Here is a 25,000-nt window from a genome sequence, read left to right on the forward strand (position 1 = left end):
GTCGCTCGCGTCAGAAGATATCGCAATAATCCCTTAGTATAAGTAAGTTTATTATCACAATTAGGAAGTCTTTTATTGCAATCTGGACAAATTTTAGATTAATAACCAGATTAAACCACTTAGAGGTTTAAGTTTTCATATTCAACACATATAATGATTTTATTATCCACGGACGAACCGATTGGTTCTGCAATCAAGAGATTAGCAATGACAGATGGAAATCAAGCCCTTAAAAAAGCCGGTTTAAAAATTACCCTGCCGCGAGTGAAAATTCTTGAGCTAATGCAAAATCCTGAAAACCAGCACATTAGCGCTGAAGACTTATACAAGAAATTGTTAGAAGTGGGTGAAGAAATTGGCTTAGCCACTGTATATCGTGTTCTGAACCAATTTGATGATGCAGGCATTCTTAATCGTCACCATTTTGAATCTGGCAAAGCCGTTTTTGAAATGTCGACGCAAAAGCATCATGATCATTTAGTGTGTTTAACCTGCGATAAAGTTATCGAGTTTTCTGATGAAGTGATTGAGCGTCGTCAAGATGAAATTGCTATGCGTCATAACATTAAACTGACTCATCACAGCTTGTATTTATATGGTCACTGCACTAATGATAGCTGTGACCACGCTGACGAATAAACTGTTATCCATAAAAAAACCAGCTGAAAGGCTGGTTTTTTATTGCCTACAAAAGACTAGATCATTTAAATTTACGTTGATATACATGCACTTTATGACCCAAATATTCACTTTGGTCAAATAACGACATACCGACTTTTTTAGCCACGCCTTCAGACCCTTGATTACCATGTAAAATCAGCGCGATAAATAAATCAATATTAAATCTTGGTTGAAAAGTATCGACTGCAGCTTGTGCCGCTTCATAACCAATGCCCTTGCCCCAATATTCAGGGAAATAGCGATAACCAAGCTCGACCTTATCAAACTCGGGTAAAAACTTAGGGCCACAAAAGCCAATGACTTTGTTATCCTGTTTATGGTGTACAGCCCAGCGGCCAAAACCATGCTTGGCGTAATCTGCGAGGATCACATTATGGTAAATATCCGCAGCTTGAGACTCTTCAGTAAAAGGCTCCATCGGGATATAGGTGAGCATTTCGGGCAAACTGTTCATCAAAAACAGAGCAGGAATATCTTCTTCGGTAAATGGCCTCAAAATAAGCCTGTTAGTTTCAGTAATTTTTTCAGATATAAATTGATGATAATCAACCATGATGGTGTTTCCATGTTATCAAATATCGACAAAATCATGTTAACACAAAGCAAAACGTAAATAGGTAGAGTTAAACTATTTTATTGATTTTATTCAGAAGTCGCATTAATTCATCTTGTTCATCTACAGTTAATAAAGCTAAATACTGCTCGTTGACCCACTCGGCCTCATGCACTAAATCATGCTCTAATGCTTTACCATCGTCGGTGAGAAATATTTGAAATGCACGTCGATTATCTGCCTCTTGATGGCGGGTGATCAATCCCTGCACTTGCAGTTGGTCAAGCAAGCGGGTCATGGTGTAGTTGGCAACATCACAGCGTTTAGATAACTCTGTTTGGCTCAGACCCTCTTCTTGCCATAAGGTGAATAACACAGGCCAAAGCTTGATATCTAATTCATAGCGTTTCAAACGAGTATCTAGCGCTTGCTGTAAGGTCAAATTAAGGTGCGATACCAAATAATTTAAACTTTCAAAACGTTTCATTGATACCTCCTCAGTACATCAATTTATATTACTGATTTGAATTTAGATTACTAGGGCATGTTCAAGTCAGACAATATCATTAGCATACGCTAGAAAGCCAATTTTTAGTCAAAAGATAAATACTCATTAATATAGCGATAATAACAAGCGCGGTTTAAGCTACCCACTAATCCTTTGTTACATTTAACAAAAATACCTGTTTCTTCAACGATAACGGCTACTTTTGAAACCTGAATTTTTGTATCTAAGCTCGTTTTAAAACAAAACCCAGCCTCGTTTTCTTCAACATCAACCAATAACAAGGGCCACGAATCAACTGCGACTCTAACCTTTTCTACCGGTGTAATTAAAAAATACTCATCATTGATATTATGCAGAATATGACTGAACATACGGGCAAACTTTGTGGGTAAAGGGCTGTTTTGATAAAGCCAACTGCCGTCAGATAAAATACGAAATAATGCCTCTTCACTGCACAATTTTACCCCTGAATGCTGGGTAAATTGTGCAATTGACTTTGCAGCTTGTGTATCCTTATCCGTCATACACTGTTTAACCTTAATTGTTATTCAATAACCCTAAAAGTGCTTCAATAGGATGTTTAGGACTGAATTTAGCAAAACGTTTCACCTGACTCCGACAGGAATAGCCCGACACTAATATTTGCGCTTTTTCGGCTACATTATCGATGCTTGATTGCCATGACATTTCAAATAAGGCTTTAGATCGTTCAAGGTTTTCAAGCTCGTGGCCATACGTTCCTGCCATGCCACAACACCCAAGGTTTAAACTAGTTAATTTGGCGCCAAAATGGTTAAAAATAGTTTGCCATTCTTTCGCTGTATTGGGCTTGGCGGTCGATTCAGTACAATGACTAAACCAAGTGAACTGCTCAGGTACTTCTTTGCTTATTGGCGGATAATACTCAATGGCGTTAACGAGCCATTCATTTGCCAATTTCACTTCAAAATTGCCGCGTTTTTGCCCTAAAGCTTCTTTATATTCATCGCGATAACAAAGTACTAAAGCAGGGTCTAAACCCACCATTGGCATGCCAAGTGCGTGCAACTTATTTAAAAAGTCAGCACTATTTTGTGCGGTTTTGGCAAATTTGGTTAAAAACCCTTTAATATGACTAGGTTTGCCATTGGGTTTAAAAGGTAATAACACAGGTTTAAAACCTAGTTTTTCAATTAATTGAATAAATCGAAATACAATGTCAGCGTCGTAAAATGAATTAAACGGGTCTTGAACCACTAATACATATTGATTGCGATCTGCCTCAGGTACGGCATATAAATCATCTAATTCATAACCACGGCTCGGATGACCATCTAAACGTTGTTTCAATGTTGGTACAGAAAGCTTAGGTGAATCGACATAACCAATTGTCTTCTTGATAACCCACTGACTCAGGGGGTTTTGTGAAGCAAAGTTAGTCACTTTTGGCATTGTTGCCATCAATGGCAATGAATCTTCAATACCTGCGACTAAATAATCTTTTGCTGGACGTAAGTATCGTTTGTAGTAAATATCGAAAAATTGGGCTCGAAACTTTGGTACATCCACTTTTACAGGGCATTGGCTTGAACACGCTTTACAGGCCAAACACCCTTTCAAAGAGGCCATCACTTCATGGGAATAATCATAATCGCGTTTTGCATTTAAAGTGTTTTGTACCCGTTGCAGCAAGCTTGAAGATTTAGACGCCGCTAATTCATTAATATCAACACCCTCCGCTTCAAGTAGTCTTAACCATTCACGCATTAATCCGGCGCGGCCTTTAGGTGATTGAATACGATCGCCAGTCACTTTAAACGAGGGACACATTGGTGAATAAGCGCTGTAATTGAAACATAAACCGTTACCATTACAGTTCATCACATCAGGAAATGCATCACGCACGTTAATGGGGATTTGACGGTCAAAACTGCCGCGCTTGGCACTGTCTACGTTAAACATTAACGGTGCTGATTTTGGCGGCGCAACTAATTTACCTGGGTTCAAACGGTTATCGGGATCAAATAAACCTTTAATTTGCTCAAGTACGCCGTAAAGTTCATCGCCAAATACCGCTGGGCCATACTCTCCGCGCACCCCTTTTCCGTGTTCGCCCCACATTAATCCCCCATATTTAAGGGTTAATGCGGCCACTTCATCAGAAATGACTTTCAATAATTTTTCATCTGCCTCATCACACATATCTAGCGATGGACGCACATGCAACACGCCAGCATCAACATGTCCAAACATGCCATATTGCAATTGATGACCATCTAACAGTGCACGAAACTCCATGATAAAATCTGCTAGGTTTTCAGGGGGGACAGCGGTATCTTCTGCAAATGCAATAGGCTTACGTCGACCTTTTGTCGCGCCCAATAACCCAACCGCTTTTTTACGCATTGCATATATCTGTTCAATGCTCGGTTTATCGCTAGTCACTTGAAAACCCACTAAACCATAAAGTTGATCATTTAATTGCTGGGTTAAGACTGTTTCTAACTTGGCTACTTTTGCTTTGACTTCAGCATCATCCCCTGCAAACTCCACCATGTTTAGGCCTTCAATAACCTTATTGGGGACATCTTGTATTAAATCAGCGACCGAATGCCAAATAATATCTTGTTTAGCCAAATTAAGTACTTTTGAATCAACGGTTTCAACTACTGTGGCTTTGGCTTCAACTAACGATGGTGCATGGCGCAATGCCGATTCAAACGAATCATATTTTATGTTCACCATCATCCGGGTTTTAGGCAGTGGCGTAATGTTCAATTTCGCCTCAGTGATCACAGCCAAAGTACCCTCAGAACCGGTTAATATGCGCGATATATCAAACTGAGTTAAATCATCATTCCAAACATGTTTTAAATCATAACCGGTTAAGAAACGATTTAATTTCGGAAAGCGGCTTTCAATTAATGCGCGCTTGTCTAGGCACACATTTGAAATGGTGGCAATAATGGCATCGGCTAGTGAATTTTCGGTTGGCGAAGCGTTAACAGCCTCTTTGTTAATTGGCCGTGATGTTAATACACTGCCATCTATTAACACACTGGTAAGTCCTAAAACATGATCTGATGTTTTACCATAGACTAACGAGCCTGCGCCTGAAGCATCGGTGTTGATCATCCCGCCTACAGTCGCTCGATTTGATGTCGATAAATCGGGACTAAAGAAAAATCCGTGGGGACGCAAGGCATCATTAAGTGCATCTTTTACCACACCCGCTTGCACTTTAACCCAGCCTTCTGTGGCGTTCACTTCGATAACTTTATTCATGTGACGTGACACATCGAGTATCAGACCGTGTGTTAAAGATTGACCATTGGTCCCCGTGCCGCCGCCGCGGGCGCTGAATGTCACGGTTTTGAACTCAGGCTTTGCAGCTAAGCGTAATACCAGTTCAACATCTTTTTGACTAGCTGGATAAATAACTGCCTGAGGTAAGAATTGATACACTGAGTTATCAGTGGCTTGGATAAGTCTGGCACTATAACGCTTGTCAATTTCACCATTAAAGTCACTTTGCTCTAACGCAGCTAAATACGCTAAATAAACCGGTTCTAATGTTTGTTTGTGTGAGAGTAAAGGTAACATGGCAGACTTATTATTGATTTTGAGTTACCGCCATTATAAACAAAAAAAAGCCGCTAAAAAGCGGCTTTTATAACAAGTTGATAAAAATACGTGTTCTGAAATTAACTTAAATGCTTAATCGCATTCAAAGCACGTACTTTAACAAGTTGAATTGATTAAGCGTGTTCTTTGGCTAAGTACAACCAAGTATCAATCACAGTATCTGGGTTTAACGATACGGTATCAATACCTTGTTCAACTAACCATTGAGCAAAATCTGCATGGTCAGATGGGCCTTGACCACATATACCAACATAAGCTCCTTTGGCTTTAGCGGCTTTAATCGCCATCGCTAATAGTGCTTTAACCGCTTCATTACGCTCATCAAACAAGTGGCTAATAATGCCTGAGTCACGATCTAAGCCTAACGTTAACTGGGTTAAATCGTTTGAACCAATTGAAAAACCGTCAAAGTACTCGAGGAACTGCTCAGCAAGAATGGCATTTGACGGTAATTCACACATCATAATCACGCGCAAACCATCTTTACCACGCTCTAAACCTTGCTCTTTAAGCAGCTCGATTACCTGTGACGCTTCGCCTAAAGTACGTACGAATGGGATCATCACTTCCACGTTAGTTAAGCCCATTTGGTTACGAACACGTTTAATCGCTTCACACTCTAGCGCGAAACAATCGCGGAATGATTCAGAGATGTAACGGCTTGCACCACGGAAGCCCAACATTGGGTTTTCTTCTTCTGGCTCATAATGTTCACCACCAACTAAGTTTGCGTACTCGTTAGACTTGAAGTCTGACATACGTACAATCACTTTTTTGGGGTAAAAAGCAGAAGCAATAGTCGCAATACCTTCAACTAGACGGGCAATATAAAATTCAACTGGCGATTCATAGCCTGCAATCATCTCGTTAATTTCGGTTTGCAACGCAGCATCTTGCTGATTGAATTCAAGTAATGCTTTAGGGTGAATACCAATCATACGGTTGATAATAAACTCTAAACGGGCAAGACCCACACCTTCATTTGGCAAACGAGCAAAATCAAATGCGCGATCAGGGTTACCCACGTTCATCATGATTTTCATCGGTAAGTCAGGTAATGCGTCAACACGGTTGGTGACAACTTCAAACTCTTGTTTACCCGAATAAATGATACCCGTATCGCCTTCGGCACATGACACGGTAACCACTTCACCATGTTTAACTAAATCTGTCACATTGCCACAACCTACAACCGCTGGGACACCTAATTCACGGGCAATAATTGCCGCATGGCAAGTACGGCCACCACGGTTAGTCACAATGGCACTGGCACGTTTCATGATTGGTTCCCAGTCTGGGTCCGTCATGTCTGTAATGAGCACATCACCAGGTTGGATTTGATCCATGTCTTCAATTGATGCTAATACTTTAGCGACACCGCTACCAATTTTATGACCAATGGCACGACCTTCACAGATCACATCACCTTTGGTTTTTAAATGGTAACGTTCAATTAACTGCACATCTTCACGGCTACGTACGGTTTCTGGACGTGCTTGAACAATATAAAGCTTACCATCGTTACCGTCTTTGGCCCATTCGATGTCCATCGGACGACCATAATGCTTTTCGATAATGACGGCTTGCTTAGCCAGTTCCATCACTTCAGTATCATCGATTGAGAATAAACGTCTTTGCTCTACAGACACGTCTTCAATCTTAACTTGCTTACCGTGCGACGCATCGTCAGAGTAAACCATTTGAATTAACTTGCTGCCGATATTACGGCGCACAACGGCTTGGTGCCCTTGCGCTAAAATCGGTTTATGAACATAAAACTCATCAGGGTTAACGGCACCTTGTACGACCATTTCACCTAAACCGAATGAAGACGTGATAAACACAACGTCGTTATTACCTGATTCAGTGTCCATGGTGAACATCACGCCCGATGCAGCTTTATCTGAACGAACCATGCGCTGAACGCCAGCCGATAAAGCGACACCTTGGTGTTCATAACCTTGGTGAACACGATAAGAAATAGCACGGTCATTAAATAGCGAAGCAAATACGTGCTTAATCGCTAAAATAACGGCATCGTAACCCTTAACGTTTAGGAAAGTTTCTTGCTGACCCGCAAATGAAGCGTCTGGCATGTCTTCAGCAGTAGCTGATGAACGTACAGCAAATGAAGCATCTGAGGTTTCGCTGGCTAATTTTTCATAGGCTTCACGCACTGCGGCTTCAAATTCTGGATGAAATGGGGTTTCAATAACCCATTGTCTGATCTGTGCACCGGCTTTCGCTAGCGCGGTTACATCGTCTACATCTAAGGTTTCTAAAAGATCGTAAATTTTTTGATTTACGCCACTTTGCTCGAGGAATTCATTAAACGCATGAGAGGTAGTTGCAAAACCACCAGGTACTTGAACGCCTGCATTGGCAAGATTACTTATCATCTCTCCAAGGGATGCGTTTTTACCGCCAACCTTGTTTACATCACCCATGCCTAATTCTTGATACCAGAGTACGTATTGCTGCACAGTTTTATCTCCGCAAGTTTTTTATTTCAGTGGCCACTTCACATGAGGGCAAGGGCATTCTACACTCCCCAATAACACGCGTAAATCTATAATTTTATTTGTAATTTTATTACTACAAGAGGTCATAATGGCACCAAAAGTATTTTATATCTCAGATGGGACGGCGATCACAGCAGAGGTTTTTGGTCATGCAGTGCTTTCTCAATTTCCTATTCAATTTGAAGCACTTACCATTCCGTTCGTTGAAACGTTACAGCGTGCAGAAAAAGTAAAACAGCAAATAAATGATTGTTTTATTACAACAGGTGAAAGGCCACTGGTATTTCATTCCATCGTAAACCCGGATATTCGCAATGTCATTTATTCCTCTGAAGGCATGGATTATGACTTTTTAAATACCTTTGTTGCGCCATTAGAACAACATTTGGGGGTTGAAGCTAAACCTGTTTTGCATCGTACCCATGGTAAAGCCAACCACAGTTATGAAGCGCGAATAGATGCGATTAACTTCTCAATGGAAAACGATGATGGCCAAACCATGAAGCATATGGACAAAGCCGATATCATTTTATTAGGGGTTTCGCGTTGTGGAAAAACGCCATCAAGTCTCTATTTATCAATGCAATTTGGTATTAAAGCCGCCAATTACCCCTTTACCGAAGATGACATGGACAACCTCAAATTGCCTGATGCGTTAAAGCGAAACAAATCGAAATTATTCGGTTTGACGATTGATCCGATGCGATTACATGAAATTCGTCAGAGCCGGATGGAAAATAGCCGTTACTCATCGCTCCGGCAGTGCCGGATAGAGGTTAAAGAGGTTGAAATGCTTTACAAAAAAGAACGCATCCCCTTTGTGAATACCACGAATCATTCGGTAGAAGAAATCGCCACCAAAATATTAGATGTCACCGGACTAGAACGTCACATGTTCTAAAGTCTGTTCCGATATTTGAACAATCTTATTGAGTGCTTATGGCGTTTATTTTCAACTTTAAGGGTTAGTAAAATAAACGTCCCCCCTCACTTTATTTGTACCTATATAAATTAATCAATTGAGTTAATCGATTATTTTCAAGTACAAGTTAGCCTTGAAACTCGCAAAGCCTGCATATTTGGGGTTATAATCGCCCACATTATGATGCGAATAAGCACCTCACGATTTAGCGGTAAGATGAATGACCATTAAAACAGACGAACTACGTACATCCCTTTTATGTAAAGTAATTTCACCCGCACAACTTGCGTCTGAATATCCGCTTACTCAGGATGCTGCCGATTATCTTGTGCAGCAGCGCAGAGAAGTAGAAGCTATTATTTCTGGTGAAGACCAGCGTTTATTAGTCATTATTGGACCTTGTTCAATACATGATACTAAAGCGGCATTAGAATACGCGCAGCGCTTATCTGCCCTGCACCATGAATTAAAAGATGATTTATGTATTTTAATGCGGGTTTACTTTGAAAAACCTCGCACCATTGTGGGCTGGAAAGGCTTAATTTCAGATCCAGATTTAGACGGCAGCTTTAGTCCAAATAAAGGCTTACGCATGGCGCGTCAGTTGTTACAGCAAATAACTGAATTAAAGCTACCAATTGCGACTGAGTTTTTAGACATGGTCAACGGCCAATATATTGCTGACTTGATCACCTGGGGCGCAATTGGCGCTCGCACCACAGAAAGCCAAATCCACCGAGAAATGGCGTCTGCCTTGTCATGCCCTGTTGGATTTAAAAACGGCACCGATGGCAATATCAATATTGCTGTTGATGCTGTTCGTGCTGCTCAAGTGCCACACATTTTTTATTCTCCGGATAAAGATGGTGCGATGGCGGTTTACCGAACTCACGGTAACCCTTATGGCCACATCATTTTACGGGGTGGTAAGCAGCCGAATTATGAAGCCGCGGATATCGAAATTGTCCGTCAGCAATTAGAAGCTGTCGGAGTAAGTCAACGTATTGTGGTCGACTTTAGCCATGGCAACAGCCAGAAAAAACATAAAAACCAGCTCAATGTGGCCGACAGCATAATGGCCCAACTTCGTGACGGCTCAACTGCGGTTGCAGGTATTATGGCAGAAAGTTTTATGATTGAAGGCAACCAACAAGTGATTGCTGGTCAACCTTTAACTTATGGGCAGAGTATTACTGATGCCTGTTTACATTGGGAAGATTCAGAGAAGTTATTACGCGATCTTGCTCAAGCATCACGGGATCGTAAAGCAAAGCTTGCTAATCAATAAGTGTTAACGGCTTTAGCAAAAAACCAGCATCTCATGCTGGTTTTTTATTTTCAATTACCAAACTATTCAGCCAACGTTAAAACACTTATAACAATCAAGCTGTTGTCTTCGGGTTCAGTTTAGCAAAGTCTTTCTCTACCAATAAGAAAGCCCGCACAAGATTTGCATCAAATAACTTTCCTGATTGTTGAGTAATAAAGGCTACCGCCGCCTGATGCCCACTGGTCTCTTTATAGTGCCTTGGGCTTGTCATGCCATCATAAACATCGACTAAGCGCATCATCCGTGCACTTAAAGGGATCAACGAGCCGACAATATTTTGCGGATAGCCAGTACCATCCCAATTTTCATGGTGGTACAAAGCCATATCCTTCGCCATAGACAACATCTGGCAGCTGCGATCATAACCTAGCATCTCTTTTATGACATTTGCACCCAAAGCACAATGACGCTTTATCTCTTCGTAGTCATCCAATGATAGCGAATGCTCGATACACAATAATTCATCTGACATATGTTGCATTCCGACATCATGTAACATGCCGGCAAGCATTAAATTATCAATATCAGCCAGCCCATCTTTTTCATAAGGTGCTGAATGAGAGACTTGTTCTGCTAACATTTTTAGGTACATGGCAACACGATGAATATGCTGCTGAACATCAGGGTTATGTCCTTCTAATGCCACCGCTAATCCCACGACTAATGCGTAACGAGAATTAAGTGTGTGAGTTAATTTTTTTTCTGTAATCGACAGTAAATAACCACAAATCAACATGGCACAAATATTGGTCGCCATAAAAATTAAACCAATAACACACCATATAAAAAATGAATATCCCTCAATATGAGGCCAAGATAACCAATGGTAAAAATAACAAATTCCAACAATGGAAAGTGTCAAAAAATTGATAATCTGCGCAATATAACCCGATTTAGTATTCAGTAGCGCGCAGCTTAAAAGTGGGAATATAAATAACCAAAAAAGTCCTGCACCCGTTGGCCCAAGCACATATAAATAGGCCAAACCAATAATGTAAGTCATCGTGCAGCCAATGAAAAACCTTACCTTTAAAGAAATAAACTTGCCAAACGTGACACATAAGAATAGACCGTAAATAAAGGTATCGAATATCACTAGTTCCCAGTGTTTAATACTAATACACAGGTAAACACTGCTGATATAAACCGGAAAAAACAAGAGGGATAACACAGTGAACACCCGCTCGAAAATGATCTTTCGCCAATGGGAGTTCGCCGAAGTAAACACAAATTTGATTGAGTTGTGACCTTGCTGGATTATGGTTACTGGCATGTTCAATCCTTTGATACCTGTACAGAACAATATTAGCTCGATATATTTAAATCACAATTGAATAAAATTTGATTAGTGTTTCAACGTGAAGTTAATTAATCATTGAAGGAGCAAAGATGCAAAAATCCAGCGCAGCGATCCTAGGCATTATGTTAGTTATCAGCTTTACTATTATGGGCTTACTCGTAAAACAGGCATTGTTAGAAGTAAAAACCTATGATCGCAATGTCACGGTTAAAGGGCTTGCAGAAGCGGAATTCCCAGCAGACATTGTTATTTGGCCCATTCAATTTACCGCTGCAGGCAACAATCTTGAAAATTTATACAATCAAATTGATGAACAAACACAACAAATTATCGGTTTTTTAGCTTCACAAAATATCGCCGCCAATGAAATCAGTTTTTCATCCCCAAAAATTAACGACAAATTGGCACAGCAATATGGCGGACAACAAGACTTTGAATATCGATATACTGCGCTACAAACCATCACGGTTTATTCAAGTAGTATTCAATTAGTGCGTGATGCTATGCCTAAAATCACCGAATTGGGTAAAAGAGGCATTGTCTTTAGTCAAAATGATTACAACGCTCAAGTTGAATATATTTTTAGCCGTTTAAACGATGTCAAACCGCAGATGATTGAGCAATCCACCATGAATGCCCGTATGGTTGCCGAAAAGTTTGCATCGGATTCCAATAGCAGACTCGGTAAAATTAAAAGTGCCTCCCAAGGTCAATTTTCTATAGACGATCGTGATAAGAATAATCCACACATCAAACGCGTAAGAGTGGTATCAACCATTGCTTACTACTTAGCCGATTAATAGATGTAAAGAAGCCACCTTCTGAAGAAGGTAGCTTTGATATCACTCCCTAAAGAGGAGCTTTCCTACCGTGCGTTAACAAGACGCCGTAAATATATCCCTATAGGCTTCTACTAAATCATCCCTGATTTAAAAGCTTGTACCGCACCATTAGCAAAACTCACGTATCACTTGAGTTAATCAGCTATTGAACATACTTCAGGCAAAGCCTAATTAATGATAATCACCTACTGAAGTAGATGGTTTATGGGCTGAAAAAAAGCTCTTAATACCAGAGCTTTACACACTTATCGCATACTTTAAGCTGTTCGATACTGAGTTAATATCTGACTTAGCCCCTTAGAGGACACATTTAAATCTTTAGCGATCACCAGAGCCTGATCCGCATTGGCTAAAATAGTATTTGATTGACTTCTGACTTCATTGACTTGCGATACAATATCGGCAGAAGCCACGCTTTGTTCTTCAGCTGAAGCAGCAATTTGACTGCTCATATCAAAAACCGCATTGATTGAGTCAGCCATATGAGTGATTTCTTCACCCACGGCCGTGATACTGGCACTCCCCTCATCGGCTTGTTCGACAATTTCATTGGTAATTTGTGTTAACTTAGATGAGCCTTTTTGTAACCCTTCAATCATGGTTTGAATTTCAACTGTTGCTTTTTGTGTTCTGCCAGCAAGCGTGCGCACTTCATCAGCAACCACAGCAAAGCCTCGACCTTGCTCACCGGCTCGGGCCGCTTCAATTGCCGCATTTAACGCTAATAAGTTAGTTTGTTCAGAAATACCATTAATGGTGGTCACCACAGCATTAATTTGAGTCGCATCTTTAGATAGCTGCTCGACGGATGCGAATGCGTCTGAAATTCTCGCCGTTAAAAAACTGATACGTTGTTCAGCATCTTTAATTTTCTTACGACTTTCATTGACCTGATTAGCATTTTCTTTTGTATGACCAGACGTAGTGGAAGCATGATGAGACACATCTGAAATGGCCGCCGTCATTTGCTCCATTGAATGTGAAACTGAATCTAAAAAATGATGTTGTTGTTTGATTAATTCATCATTGGTAGTGGCTTGTTGGCTAAATGTGCTTGCGGCCATAGCTAAGGTTTTAGCATTTTCACCAATCGCGGTAACCATCTCACTCATATTATCAGCGCAACGGTCAATCTCTTTCGCTATCAAGCTAAAATCATCAGAACCGAAAAAATTAAGACGTTGAGTTAAGTTCCCGTCTGCTAAACGCTTAATCGCAACATACATGTCCCATAAGCCACCGCCTAATGAAGTCGAGATCCAGTAGCACAATTGAAATAATGGCAATAAACCTAATAAGGCATACCAAAATAGACTGCTATCAGATTGAGTGGCTTCCCATTGCGCTACATTTTGGGTTAACGATAAATACTCATTCCCCATTGGCGCAGTAGCGGTAATCATATCGCCCTGACGAATTGACGCGGAACGTGATACCAATGACAACTGGTTATCACGAGCAAATTGATCTAATTGTTCCGAAGTTAATTGTTGCTGAGTTGCTGCCGCTGCAAATGCCTGCACACTGGCGGTGACTTGAGCCATCGAGCCAGCTTGAATGACTTTTTGATTATGTTGTTGATTCAACACTGCTATAGCAAGTGTTATGAGTGTGACTAATGAGCAAATCACCCAAAATTTACCGTTCAAACTGAGTTTGATCAGCATGGCATCGACTTTACGAAACTGAATTTGTTTCATAAGATTTCCCTAGTAATTATTATTCAACTAAAAAAGCTGAACCAAAGTATAGTGTATTATTTTTTTACTTTACGCTGCGTAGCGAGTTATTTTTCAACAGTCCAATACGCCTTTTAAAACAAATAAAGCCTAAGTGCTGCCCCTTAACACTTAGGCTTTTATTATCGACCAGACTAGCATAAACGTGAGTCGATTGGCTCACAGTTTTAGGTTTAGTCTTACAGAGAAAATTACTCCCTAAATGGTGAGCCCTTTTGTTGTTAGGATTAACTCTTTAGCCGCATTAAAATACTTTACATAACCCGTGCAACGACAAACATGATCACCTAAGGTTTCTTCGATCACGGTTTCCACTTGGTCTTTAGCAATAGGTTGCTTCTTCAGTTTTTCCATCAATGCCACTGTTTCATTGGTAAAACCCGGCGCGCACCAGCCACATTGAAACGAGAAATTTTTAATGAATGCATCTTGTACCGGATGAAGCGCAATGATTTCGCCTACCTTATTTTTTTCCGCATGGCCCTCAATAGTTCTTACACGCTGATTATTAAATAACATCACATTTGAAATGCAGGTTCTATGAGTGGTCGATGTACCATCATCATTATCAATAATCACGACACAGGCATGGCAAACTCCTTCACCACAACCAAATTTAGTACCGGTCAAATTAACGTATTCATGTAAAAAGTTAATCATCGGCATACCGGGTTCTACATCAAATGGACCATAAGGTTTACCGTTTATGGTTAAATTTAATATACTCATTTTTTTAGGGCCTCGATAATGTCTTTGGGCGTGATTGGCAAATGGTAAAAACGTTTTTTAGTGGCTTGATATATAGCCTCAACCACTGCAGGAACAATGGGTATCATTACCACTTCAGCAAGACCTTTTGATTCATCGCTACCTGCAATCGCAGGTAACATAGTGTAATTAATATTCCAGACACCATTATCTTTAGCAAACGGCACTTTGTAGCGATCAATATTCCATTCACCATTCCCTGCTCCCGTTTCATCCGCGGGTAAATACTCATGCAGCACATGACCCACGCCCATAGTGAGTCCACCTTCTATTTGCCCTTCAACTAATTGTTTAACATGTACTTTTCCGGGTTCAATCCAAGTGTGACTTTGTAAAATGTCAACAACCCCTGAAACCTTATGAACAGCAATTTCAACCATAGTTAAACAGGGGGTATAGTAACGAACCATTGCACTATTAAGTTGTACTTTGGGATAGCGCACAGATTGCCTTGGAATGACTTTAAAACCTTGTTTATTGAGTGTGGCTTTAGTGGCTTTACTGGCACCTATGCCGTATTCAACAGCAATGGCATCTAATGGGTAATTTTTGAGTTGGGTGTTAATTTTAAAATCACCATCAGCCCACTCCCAACGATTAAATGCATGGGTCATCACCCCTGTCACTAAGCCCAATGAATGCGCTTTTTTACACAGTAAACTAAAATCAATCGGCGCAAATCCGGCTAGGGTCAACTGTCCATTTTGCCATTGAGCATGCTCAATTAATATTGTCTCGGTACTCGTGCCCGCTTCTTGCCAAATAGCTTTAGCCGCGGGAAATAAAGACTCTTCAAATAATATTTTTGCTGCATGTTTAGTAGCATGACTTTGAAAAAAGGCAGATTGGCTAGCAGACGATGCCGAAACCACAACAGGTGTCCAACGAGGATCCTTGGCCATTTTATCCTGGTGCTCTTGGCTCATAATGTAGGGGTTATCATCCTCATAAAGCTCCAAGGCTTCAAAGAGTTTAATTTGGGCAATTTCAACTGAGTCAGCCGCTTTGCCTAAATAATCAGCCACTAATGATGCTTGTGATGTATCAGTCCCCGTTCCCATTTCAACCGAAAATATTTTTACAATAAGCTTACCTTCAGGGGTGACACCCGCATAGGCCGAAGGGGCATTAGCGCCAGTGCCATAATCTTTACTGACAAATCCAAATCCAACACCAAATGATTTATCAGGGTTAGCTTTATCAAACTTTACTTTATTAGCATGTCGTTGCTGCCAAATAGGGTGTTTTTCAGCTAAATCTAACATTTCTAAATAACGGATTTTCCCCAGCGGCGTGGCACCTTGGGTATTTTTATCACCATCCACCATGGCATTGGCTCGGCGGAGTTTGAATGGGTCAACATCTAATGCGTCTGCCGCCTCATTCATCATCATTTCCATTGCTGCCATAGTTTGTAATGAGCCATAACCTCGCATTGACCCCGCGGTAGGCAAATGTGAAGGTAAACACCATGCTTGAATATCATTTCGAGGGATATAATAAATGCCCTGACTTGCGCTAGCGCCTACGGAAGTCACAGAAGCAGAGAAGTTTTCTCGTCCTCCACCATCAACTTCAATATCTGACACAAACCCTTTTATTTTAAGGGTGTATTTGTCGAACGCCAGTTTACTTGAAATGCTAAAGGGATGACGTTTTAAACCGGATTGAAATTGCTCAAATCGATTATTAGCTAAGCGCACAGGTGCTGTCGCAAAAAGTGATGCTATTACGCCATAATAAGGAAAAATAGTATGATCTTTTGCACCAAAGCCACCACCGATATAAGGTGAATGCACAACCAAATTAGTAATGCCTTTTGTTAATGGACTTTGTGCAAGCACCTTACCCGCCTGTTGAAAAAAATCCTGCGGTGATTGGGTGGTAATGACCACATGCAGAGTTTGACTTTTCTTGTCATAAAATCCATTAAATGCTTCAGGTTCAAGCATCATAGGTTCTATTGATTGAGTTTGATAATGTTTATCTAATACAAACCAATCATTATTTTCAGCCATATCCTGACGAAGTGCATTGGCTAAAAACATGCCTCTTTCGCCCACATCTTTACTGTCACTTATTGCTTTTGGCCATTCGAGTTTTTGGCCTTTGTATTGTGGAAAAAACTGCCCATGGCTGAATGTGCTGTATTGATCTTCACCCGCCACACCTTGAGCGGATTCTTGACGAATGATACGCCAGGCTGCGTAAGGGGGTCGCGATAATGCGGTATAAGGAACGATATCATCGCCGTATTTGACAAATTTTTCATGAAATTGCAGCAGCAGTTTGGCTTTCATAAAATCTTCAAATTTGTCAAATAGCAGAATAGCCAATTCATGCCCTAAGTAGTCTGGGACTTTGCCAACATCCAGCAACATGTTATCGCCATAAAATGGCGGCAAAGTGAGTGCATTATTTTTAAGATCTTCCGCTGTAATGATTTTGTAGGGTTTTATATCTGCTGGGATCAGGTCTAAATCAAGTCCAAGATACACTTTGTTGGCAATATGGGCCCTAATGATAAAAGCATGGTGCTGCGTATCTGGCCATGAAGGAATATCAACCGCTCGATAATCACGGCCATAAATTTTTTGCCCAGTAATTTTTTCGATGGCATCAAATCGAAACGCTGGTTTACCCTCTTGATACCAACTTTGTGCCAAAGACTCTTTTACACCCGCGGCAATCGCTATATCTGGCTTAAATAACATAGGTGCACTGTAAACAGTCACCCCACCTATTACACATTTTTTAATAAAATCCCGGCGGGATAAAGCCCAATCCTTCATACGTGTCTCCATTTACCCTTAACCAACATCACTGTTTTTACTTCAAAAACAATAGCATAAATTTCAACCATCCAATCAGAATAATCACTTTTTTACGTCACAAGTATTTTATCCATTAGGGCGGATAATTTTCACAGGTTGAATATTTAACAACCATCAAAGTAAATAAATGTTCAGAAATCGCAGATGAAAATTGCATGGTAACAAGGCAGACTTTTAAGATAAGTCATTATTTTGCAATCTAAAAATCCAGCACTGTTATCGTGTATTCTTCAAACTAAAAGGAGCATTTATGTATTACCATGAACATAATTAAAAACGTTTAATTTAAATACATCAGAGCGTATTTATGCCCAGTCAGCTTGGAAAAAGACCATTCCAAAACCATAAAACGTTTTTAGCCCCCCCACCTTGAAGCTTTTGTGGCACAAACGCGACCGTCAACTGGCGCTAATGACCACCGATGACTACTCCCCTGTCATTCAAGTTTTTCCTTAAACAGACAGCACCTTATTTAACGGTAAGTCACGATATCGAGTTCCCGTCGCGGCAAAAATTGCATTGGTTAAACTTGGCGCTACCGGTGGAACACCAGGCTCACCGACACCTGCTGGTTTGGCATTTGACTCAACTAATATCACTTCAATATCGGGACATTGTGGCAATCTAAGTAAAGGATAATCATGGAAGTTTGACTGGGTAACCTTGCCATTTTTAAAGCTAATTTCCCCCATCATGGCTAAACTTAACCCAAAAATTATCGCGCCTTCGGTTTGTGATTTCACCCTATCAGGGTTAACCACTAAACCAGCATCAATAGCGGCTATCGATTTCAAAACCTGTAATTGGTTATCCACTACTTCCACTAAAGTTGCCACGGCAACATAACTGACAAAACTGCGATGAATGGCAAATCCCCAGCCTTGATTTTTAGTCACTTTAGGCTGTTTGGCTAACGTGGCTTCCATTATATCCAAAAGGTGGTGATATCGCGCCACATCAACGGGATGATCAGCGAGTTCTTCACCGTAATTGCCATAGCTAAAACCTTGGTCGGCAAAGGTTTCTTTACGGTCTGCACCAAGCATTTCACGCCACATTTGAATGCACGGTTTGTTGGCTTTTACGGCTAACTCATCAACAAAACTGCCAATACCAAAAGCATGCTGAATATTACACACTGAGCGCATCCAACCGATGCGAGTACGGGCAACCGCTTTCACAGCTTCCAATCGAATTTGAGGTAGTGCTAATGGCACATCGGTAAAGCCAAGATCCAACTCACCTGCTGAGGGCATATCAACCCCTTCAGCAAAGGTTGAACTAATAGACGGGAATCCGGTTCGTGCCAATAGCGCATCAACTTTATTGTTGTCATCAAACTTGGCTTGGTAAAATTGCGAACTGATAGCGTGATAATAACCGTGTTGGATTTCATCTTCACGAGTCCAAGACACTTTAACAGGCAAATTAAGACGTTGTGACAACATAGCCGCTTCAACACTATAGTCAGGTTTTGATTTACGCCCAAAACCGCCGCCTAATAAAGTGACGTTTACTTTGACATTATCTTCTTTTAGCCCCAATAGCGCTGCGACAGTTTGCTGCGTACTTTGTGGTGTTTGAGTGGATGACCACAGTTCGCACCCTTGTGCGGTCACATTCGCGGTAGCAACCGGGGGCTCCATCATTGCATGGGTCAGATAAGGCACGGTATACACGGCATTGACAGTGGACTGCTTTGGCCAATTTTTAACGCTATCGCCTAGTTGACGCATCACTTTACCCGGCTGTTTCACTTTATCCACTAATTCAGCCATATATTTGTCGGTGTCATGGCGATCATTAACTGAAGCCGTCCAGCTCACTTTGAGTGCCTTTCGCCCTTGCATAGCACTCCAAGTGTTGGTTGCAATAACAGCAACACCACCCAGCGCTTGAAATACAGGAGCCCCTTTAGGAACAGGCAATTGAATAACATCAATAACACCAACCACTTTACGAGCTTCACTGTCATCAAGACTCGCCACATCACTGCCTAATACGGGTGGTCGGCTAATACTGGCATACACCATGCCATCTAACTTGATGTCAAATCCATAAATAGCTTTGCCATTGAGCATGTCTTGCATATCTACAATGGTTTTGGACTGGCCAATATGGGTAAAATCATTGTCCGACTTTAACGAGAGTGACTCAATTGCCGGGACGGTTTGTTTACCCGCATCTATCGCTAACTCGCCAAATGTCAGACTTTTATTTGAGCCTTTATGAAATACCTTACTTGATTTGGCATAGACTTCAGACACTGGCACTTGCCACTTAGCCGCCGCGGTTTGTTCAAGCATGGTACGCGCGAGCGCACCCATTTGACGCATACGAGTATAATGCTTACGAATACTGCGACTACCATCGGTATTTTGACTACCATAGCGCTTGTCCGCTAAACCTTGAATAACGACGACATTATCCCAATCTGCTTCTAATTCATCAGCTAAAACCTGCGAAATACCAGTGCGGATCCCCTGACCCATTTCAGATCTATGGCAGGTTAAATACACTTTATTATCTTCACCTATGGCGATAAAAAGATTCATCATGGCTTGCTTGTCTTGCGCCAGTGCCATAGGGCTCCACGCGAGCCCTGTTGCGCCCAAAGCTAAACCACCACCCGCGGCGCCAAATAGTTTTAACACATTGCGTCGACTGATATTTTCAACAGCTGTAAATGTTGTCATGTTAAGCCTCCGCATTTTCGGTAACGGCAGCTTTAATCGCAGCCTTAATCCTTGGATAAGTGCCGCAGCGACAAATGTTACCCGACATCGCCTCGTCAATTTGGCCATCTGTCGGTTGAGGAGTTTTGGCTAACAAAGCGGCTGCTGACATTATTTGCCCTGCTTGACAATAACCGCATTGCGGGACGTTATGCTCGGCCCACTTTTCCTTTAACCGCTCAGCCTCAACGCCCTCAATCGTGGTCACCTGCTTACCAACAACATGTTTCAAGCTGGTTAAACAGCCGCGCATTGGTGCGCCATCGACATGAATAGTGCAAGCACCGCAAAGACCGGAACCACAACCGAATTTCGTGCCACTTAATCCTATAATGTCACGCAATACCCATAACACAGGCATATTCGGGTCAGCGTTAATGGTAAAGTTTTTACCATTAACCAGTAATGTTTGGGTGGGAATGGTCATTTGTTACTCCTTGTTTGCCAACCACATGGTGAGATCGGCTTGGGTATCAATATCAATACTTGCTTGCGGTAGGTCGACACACACTAAGCGATTCGTTTGCTGCTTGCTTCTTAATATTTTTTTAGCACCTACGTCACCGGTTAACGCCAATAACGGCTTAAAATCGTCCTTTAAAAATATAGCTGGAACCCCCACATCCTGCTGATAAAATGCACAGGTTGTTTGTTTTTTATCGATAAATGTTTGCCAAATTGCAAGGTAATCATCTGATTTCACCGCAACTTGATCCGCTAACACTAACATTAATGCATCTGCTTGTTCGCTTTGGGCAAAATGTACCGCACAATGGACAGAGCTTGATAATCCCTGTTGCCACTGATGATTATGAATCACATCAACACCTTTTAGTGGAGTCATTAAAGAGGGATGAGAGGTAATTTGCTGTTGATGCCTACCTAATACAAGGGCGATTTTGGTCTGGATGATATGTAATGACTCATCCGCAGCACATTGCTGATGAATCATACTCTGCATTTGCTTGACCGCATCGAGTGTATGAGCAAGCATAAGCTGGCTAGCTCCTAACGCGGCCAACTGCTTGATCCCGCCAAAACGTCGACTTTCACCCGCAGCTAAAATCACCGCCACCAGCTTCTTGTGAGGATTATCAATAGATAAGAGAGCTTGGTTGGATTTCATTATTTCAGCATCACTTTGTCTAAACTGATGGTATTGCTACCGTGCAATATGCCATGGCACTGAGCCAAAATACTCAACCCCACTGAGCTGGGTAATTCCCCCCCCAATGCTAAACCAGCAGGAGCTGAAAAATAGCCGCTAAAATCGGTCAAACACAATTGCGCTAACTGTAATACTTTATCTCGACGATGAACCGGCCCAAGTAATGCTATATAGCCAAGGTCAAACCTAACCAATTGCTTCAATGCTTTTGCATCTAAATTAACATTATGATTCATCACAAATGCCGCATCTAAGCTTTGATAAACGTCAGCATTAACAACATCGCAAGGCATTTTCATAATATTGGCACTGGGAAAATCATATTGGCGTGCGTAAGCTGTGCGCTCATCAAAAATGGTGACTTTCCAGCCTAAGGTTTGCGCCATTTGGGCTATAGGCTCTGCATCAAGGCCACCACCAAAAATCCCCAAATGTATGGGAGGAGAAATGGGGATAATTAAATGCCCTTCACATTCCGCTGAATCACTTTGCGCGGCAATTTTTGTCTTCGTTTGGATAGCTTCAACATATTGAGCCTGATTGAGGTGAGGATTTATTGCTTTACGCTTTGATAACTCAATAGAAGAAGGCGCATCACCATGAGAGTCTGCAGCTACATCTTGGGGATCACTTTCTGGGATGACTAACGATTTAGAGGGATTGAATTTCGCTGCAATATAAGTTGTTTTGTTAATTTGTTCCGCTTTAGCTTTTACCCGCCACCGAGCTTTCACCCTTGCTGCTGATGTGCCGTGATTGACAATATCAATTTCAAACTCACCCGACTTGCCACTATTGAGATCATGGTAAAGTTTCTGTAATCCAAGGTAATGATTAGCAGAGATAAGCGGCAACATCATGATGTTAACGATGCCACCGCAACCTAATTGATAACTAGTATCAGACTCATCGGTAGCATCATAAGTGAGTTGAATGACTTGCTGAGATTGAATCGCGCGCTGGGCATGGCGACGTAAATCCGCTTCTAAACATCCACCGCTTAACATGCCAAGGCTTTTACCTAATGGGTGAAAAAACATCATCGCACCCGGTTTTCGATAAGAAGAACCTTGCACATGAGTAAGGATCGCAACAACCCAATCATCTTGATAATCAGCTTGCCAGACATCTAATAAATCGACCAAATGTTGACGCATGCATAACCCAAGTCATTCTATTATGTTTAGTTAACCTAACAGAGTGCACCAAGGATGAGAAGCCTAAGCAGGGTTAATATACAATGAGTATAAGATTAAGATCCTGATAATCCACTGCTAACCCAGCAACTGATCGGCGACAAACGGGTTATGTTCACGTTCTTCAGCAAATGTAGACATGGGTCCATGGCCTGGAATAAAACGCACATGGTTACCTAAAGGCCAAAGTTTTTGGGTAATGGATTTAACTAAATCTTGATGATTTGATTGCGGAAAATCAGTACGACCAATCGAGCTTCTAAAAAGCACATCACCGACCCAAGCAAGACCTGACACTTCTGAATAAAACACAACATGTCCCGGGGTATGGCCTGGGCAATGGATCACGCCTAAAGACTGCTCACCAACGCTCACCTCTTCACCTTCATCTAAATACTTTGTAGGTTCAAACACTTCAACCGCAGGAAAGCCAAAGTTCTGACTTTGCTTAGGTAAGCTGTCTAACCAGAACTTATCCGCAATATGGGGGCCAACAATGGGCACATTTAATTGCTGCGAAAGTTTTTGGGCACCGCCAACATGGTCAATGTGGCCATGGGTTAACAATATTTTTTCAACCGTTAGACCAAGTTTATTCACTTCAGTTAACACACGTTCAATATCGCCACCTGGGTCAACAACCGCAGCTTTAAGGGTAGTTTCACACCAAATCACACTACAATTTTGCTGAAACGGGGTAACCGGTATGATTTGATACTTCATAAAAAACACTCCTAAATGCAATTATTAACATTTTATTATTAGCTAATTTTACCTTTGCTAACTTGATCTTGATACCAATTTACTTAAATTTAATCCACCAGACTGATTGTGATAAACAAGACAGCCACATACAATCATCCCAAAATCAATAACCAAAAGCTTATATGAATATTTCCCAGACCTTAAGTGACATTATCGTACACAAACACACCTTTTCAGTCCCGCTAGATTATCAACAAAGTCCCAGTGAACAAATTTCCATATTTGCCCGTGAAATTGTCAGTGTCGAAAACCAACATAAAGCATTACCCTACTTGGTGTTTTTTCAAGGTGGTCCTGGGTTTGGTGCAGCAAGACCTATCAATAACAGCGGCTGGATAAAACGCGCTTTACAGGAATACCGCGTTTTATTGCTTGATCAACGCGGAACAGGGCTGTCAACGCCCGTCAATGCAGTCTCATTAAGCTATTTAAATGCTAGCCAGCAAGCTGAATATTTAAGCCACTTCCGTGCTGATAATATTATTCGTGACGCAGAGCTCATTCGCACCAAATTGTCAGCAAACGAGCCTTGGACTATTTTAGGCCAAAGCTTTGGGGGATTTTGCGTATTACATTACTTATCCGCTGCACCTGAAGGTGTAAAAGAAGCCTATATCACTGGTGGGATTCCGTCTTTAACTCGCAGCGCGGATGAAGTGTATCAGGCAACATACCAAAGAGTACTGGCCAAAAATGCCGATTTTTTTAAACGTTTTGCCGATGCAAGAACACTGGTAGATAACATAGCTCAACACTTATATGAACATAAAGTGTATTTAGCCACTGGAGAGCAACTCACGGTTGAAATGTTCCAATTACTGGGCATTAATCTCGGCATGGAACAAGGCCCTGAAGCCGTTTATTATTTATTAGAGCAAGCGCTTATCAACACTCGCCATGGCATTGAGGTTAATCCGTTATTCTTACATCAATTTAGCCAATTTTTAGATTACAACACCAACCCCATTTTTGCGCTATTGCATGAGTCAATCTATTGCCAACAACACGCCTCTAAATGGGCTGCTCATCGAGTACGTGACCACTATCCTGAATTTCACTATCAGCCAAACAAACCGTTATTATTTACCGGTGAAATGATTTATCCGTGGATGTTTAATCAATTTGAAGGGCTGCAACCCTTAAACGCTGCGGCAGACATTTTGGCCGCCAAAAAAGATTGGCCAGCACTGTATAATTTAGCGCAACTGGCCAACAACAAAGTGCCACTGGCCGCGGCAATTTACAGCGAAGATATGTTTGTTGAAATGCAATATAGCTTAGAAACCGCAAAACAGGTTGCAAACTTAAAATACTGGTTAACGTCAGAATATGAACACAATGGTATCCGTATGGATGGTGAGTATATTTTGGATAAATTAATCAAATTGAATCGTGGTCAATGTTTACGTTAATCTTGATCTGCCCCAAGTATCATGATTAACAAAAAGTGAATTAATTAACCGTAATCTAACCTACTTAATATCTGATTAATCGTCATTTAAGTAATAGATTG

General features: G+C 41.3%; 19 protein-coding genes. 5 read left to right on the top strand and 14 right to left on the bottom strand.

All coding sequences use genetic code 11. From position 1 onward, the window contains the following. Positions 1-207: 207 nt before the first annotated feature. Positions 208-639 carry a ferric iron uptake transcriptional regulator gene (fur, locus tag OHT75_RS15435; protein ID WP_264728240.1) on the top strand — a complete coding sequence of 144 codons (432 nt, stop codon included), beginning with the start codon at positions 208-210 and terminating at the stop codon, positions 637-639. Between the two features lie 61 nt (positions 640-700). Here the strand turns inward: fur and OHT75_RS15440 are convergent, their stop codons facing one another. From OHT75_RS15440 to ppsA, 5 genes are all read right to left on the bottom strand, one after another. Continuing rightward, a complete protein-coding gene (locus OHT75_RS15440; protein ID WP_264728242.1) occupies positions 701-1,234 on the bottom strand; it encodes a GNAT family N-acetyltransferase in 534 nt (177 codons plus the stop codon). 70 nt (positions 1,235-1,304) lie between these two features. Next, the gene (locus OHT75_RS15445) at positions 1,305-1,721 is read right to left on the bottom strand and encodes a MarR family winged helix-turn-helix transcriptional regulator (protein WP_264728244.1); all 417 of its coding nucleotides are present in this window, start codon (positions 1,719-1,721) and stop codon (positions 1,305-1,307) included. Positions 1,722-1,825: 104 nt separating this feature from the next. Next, positions 1,826-2,266, bottom strand: coding sequence for a DUF1285 domain-containing protein (locus tag OHT75_RS15450; RefSeq protein ID WP_264728246.1), 441 nt, complete (start codon positions 2,264-2,266; stop codon positions 1,826-1,828). A 13-nt stretch (positions 2,267-2,279) separates the two neighbouring features. Continuing rightward, positions 2,280-5,324, bottom strand: a complete 3,045-nt coding sequence (gene ydiJ / locus OHT75_RS15455; RefSeq protein WP_264728247.1) for a D-2-hydroxyglutarate dehydrogenase YdiJ — start codon at positions 5,322-5,324, stop codon at positions 2,280-2,282. Between the two features lie 155 nt (positions 5,325-5,479). Further along, positions 5,480-7,849, bottom strand: a complete 2,370-nt coding sequence (gene ppsA / locus OHT75_RS15460) for a phosphoenolpyruvate synthase (protein ID WP_264728249.1) — start codon at positions 7,847-7,849, stop codon at positions 5,480-5,482. Positions 7,850-7,976: 127 nt separating this feature from the next. On the opposite strand from ppsA, the gene ppsR reads away from it, so the two are divergent. Next, on the top strand, positions 7,977-8,789 hold the full coding sequence (gene ppsR, locus OHT75_RS15465) for a posphoenolpyruvate synthetase regulatory kinase/phosphorylase PpsR (protein ID WP_188839898.1): 813 nt from the start codon (positions 7,977-7,979) through the stop codon (positions 8,787-8,789). Between the two features lie 241 nt (positions 8,790-9,030). Then, a complete protein-coding gene (locus OHT75_RS15470) occupies positions 9,031-10,098 on the top strand; it encodes a 3-deoxy-7-phosphoheptulonate synthase (protein WP_264728251.1) in 1,068 nt (355 codons plus the stop codon). 94 nt (positions 10,099-10,192) lie between these two features. Here the strand turns inward: OHT75_RS15470 and OHT75_RS15475 are convergent, their stop codons facing one another. Further along, entirely contained in the window at positions 10,193-11,413 is a 1,221-nt protein-coding gene (locus tag OHT75_RS15475; protein WP_264728253.1) for an HD-GYP domain-containing protein, read from the bottom strand. A 116-nt stretch (positions 11,414-11,529) separates the two neighbouring features. On the opposite strand from OHT75_RS15475, the gene OHT75_RS15480 reads away from it, so the two are divergent. After that, positions 11,530-12,240: an SIMPL domain-containing protein gene (locus OHT75_RS15480; protein ID WP_264728254.1), complete on the top strand. Its 711-nt coding sequence runs from the start codon at positions 11,530-11,532 to the stop codon at positions 12,238-12,240. Positions 12,241-12,539: 299 nt separating this feature from the next. Here the strand turns inward: OHT75_RS15480 and OHT75_RS15485 are convergent, their stop codons facing one another. From OHT75_RS15485 to OHT75_RS15520, 8 genes are all read right to left on the bottom strand, one after another. Beyond that, positions 12,540-13,982 carry a methyl-accepting chemotaxis protein gene (locus tag OHT75_RS15485; RefSeq protein WP_264728256.1) on the bottom strand — a complete coding sequence of 481 codons (1,443 nt, stop codon included), beginning with the start codon at positions 13,980-13,982 and terminating at the stop codon, positions 12,540-12,542. 237 nt (positions 13,983-14,219) lie between these two features. After that, on the bottom strand, positions 14,220-14,750 hold the full coding sequence (locus OHT75_RS15490; RefSeq protein ID WP_264728258.1) for a (2Fe-2S)-binding protein: 531 nt from the start codon (positions 14,748-14,750) through the stop codon (positions 14,220-14,222). Beyond that, a complete protein-coding gene (locus tag OHT75_RS15495; RefSeq protein WP_264728260.1) occupies positions 14,747-17,581 on the bottom strand; it encodes a xanthine dehydrogenase family protein molybdopterin-binding subunit in 2,835 nt (944 codons plus the stop codon). The genes OHT75_RS15490 and OHT75_RS15495 overlap by 4 nt, the downstream gene beginning before the upstream one ends. Positions 17,582-18,075: 494 nt before the next feature. After that, positions 18,076-20,319 (bottom strand): xanthine dehydrogenase family protein molybdopterin-binding subunit, encoded by a 2,244-nt coding sequence (locus tag OHT75_RS15500; RefSeq protein WP_264728262.1) that lies wholly within the window; start codon positions 20,317-20,319, stop codon positions 18,076-18,078. 1 nt (position 20,320) lies between these two features. Beyond that, positions 20,321-20,785 (bottom strand): (2Fe-2S)-binding protein, encoded by a 465-nt coding sequence (locus OHT75_RS15505; RefSeq protein WP_264728265.1) that lies wholly within the window; start codon positions 20,783-20,785, stop codon positions 20,321-20,323. 3 nt (positions 20,786-20,788) lie between these two features. After that, positions 20,789-21,484, bottom strand: a complete 696-nt coding sequence (locus OHT75_RS15510; RefSeq protein WP_264728267.1) for a nucleotidyltransferase family protein — start codon at positions 21,482-21,484, stop codon at positions 20,789-20,791. Continuing rightward, the gene (locus OHT75_RS15515; RefSeq protein ID WP_264728269.1) at positions 21,484-22,683 is read right to left on the bottom strand and encodes an XdhC family protein; all 1,200 of its coding nucleotides are present in this window, start codon (positions 22,681-22,683) and stop codon (positions 21,484-21,486) included. The genes OHT75_RS15510 and OHT75_RS15515 overlap by 1 nt, the downstream gene beginning before the upstream one ends. A 117-nt stretch (positions 22,684-22,800) precedes the next feature. Next, the gene (locus tag OHT75_RS15520; RefSeq protein WP_264728271.1) at positions 22,801-23,445 is read right to left on the bottom strand and encodes an MBL fold metallo-hydrolase; all 645 of its coding nucleotides are present in this window, start codon (positions 23,443-23,445) and stop codon (positions 22,801-22,803) included. A 164-nt stretch (positions 23,446-23,609) separates the two neighbouring features. On the opposite strand from OHT75_RS15520, the gene OHT75_RS15525 reads away from it, so the two are divergent. Then, positions 23,610-24,899 (top strand): alpha/beta hydrolase, encoded by a 1,290-nt coding sequence (locus tag OHT75_RS15525; RefSeq protein ID WP_264728272.1) that lies wholly within the window; start codon positions 23,610-23,612, stop codon positions 24,897-24,899. The last annotated feature ends 101 nt before the right edge of the window (positions 24,900-25,000 follow it).

The sequence above is a fragment of the Shewanella subflava genome (genome assembly GCF_025971955.1).
Classification (GTDB): Bacteria; Pseudomonadota; Gammaproteobacteria; order Enterobacterales; family Shewanellaceae; genus Shewanella; species Shewanella subflava.

Bases quoted from the DNA above. Each gene is read 5' to 3' on its own strand.
- fur (WP_264728240.1), top strand. From the start codon at position 208: ATGACAGATGGAAATCAAGCCCTTAAAAAAGCCGGTTTAAAAATTACC.
- OHT75_RS15500 (WP_264728262.1), bottom strand. From the start codon at position 20,319: ATGACAACATTTACAGCTGTTGAAAATATCAGTCGACGCAATGTGTTA.
- OHT75_RS15475 (WP_264728253.1), bottom strand. From the start codon at position 11,413: ATGCCAGTAACCATAATCCAGCAAGGTCACAACTCAATCAAATTTGTG.
- OHT75_RS15520 (WP_264728271.1), bottom strand. From the start codon at position 23,445: ATGAAGTATCAAATCATACCGGTTACCCCGTTTCAGCAAAATTGTAGT.
- OHT75_RS15440 (WP_264728242.1), bottom strand. From the start codon at position 1,234: ATGGTTGATTATCATCAATTTATATCTGAAAAAATTACTGAAACTAAC.
- OHT75_RS15490 (WP_264728258.1), bottom strand. From the start codon at position 14,750: ATGAGTATATTAAATTTAACCATAAACGGTAAACCTTATGGTCCATTT.
- OHT75_RS15450 (WP_264728246.1), bottom strand. From the start codon at position 2,266: ATGACGGATAAGGATACACAAGCTGCAAAGTCAATTGCACAATTTACC.
- ppsR (WP_188839898.1), top strand. From the start codon at position 7,977: ATGGCACCAAAAGTATTTTATATCTCAGATGGGACGGCGATCACAGCA.
- OHT75_RS15510 (WP_264728267.1), bottom strand. From the start codon at position 21,484: ATGAAATCCAACCAAGCTCTCTTATCTATTGATAATCCTCACAAGAAG.
- OHT75_RS15495 (WP_264728260.1), bottom strand. From the start codon at position 17,581: ATGAAGGATTGGGCTTTATCCCGCCGGGATTTTATTAAAAAATGTGTA.
- OHT75_RS15515 (WP_264728269.1), bottom strand. From the start codon at position 22,683: ATGCGTCAACATTTGGTCGATTTATTAGATGTCTGGCAAGCTGATTAT.
- OHT75_RS15505 (WP_264728265.1), bottom strand. From the start codon at position 20,785: ATGACCATTCCCACCCAAACATTACTGGTTAATGGTAAAAACTTTACC.
- OHT75_RS15485 (WP_264728256.1), bottom strand. From the start codon at position 13,982: ATGAAACAAATTCAGTTTCGTAAAGTCGATGCCATGCTGATCAAACTC.
- OHT75_RS15470 (WP_264728251.1), top strand. From the start codon at position 9,031: ATGACCATTAAAACAGACGAACTACGTACATCCCTTTTATGTAAAGTA.
- ydiJ (WP_264728247.1), bottom strand. From the start codon at position 5,324: ATGTTACCTTTACTCTCACACAAACAAACATTAGAACCGGTTTATTTA.
- OHT75_RS15525 (WP_264728272.1), top strand. From the start codon at position 23,610: ATGAATATTTCCCAGACCTTAAGTGACATTATCGTACACAAACACACC.
- OHT75_RS15480 (WP_264728254.1), top strand. From the start codon at position 11,530: ATGCAAAAATCCAGCGCAGCGATCCTAGGCATTATGTTAGTTATCAGC.
- OHT75_RS15445 (WP_264728244.1), bottom strand. From the start codon at position 1,721: ATGAAACGTTTTGAAAGTTTAAATTATTTGGTATCGCACCTTAATTTG.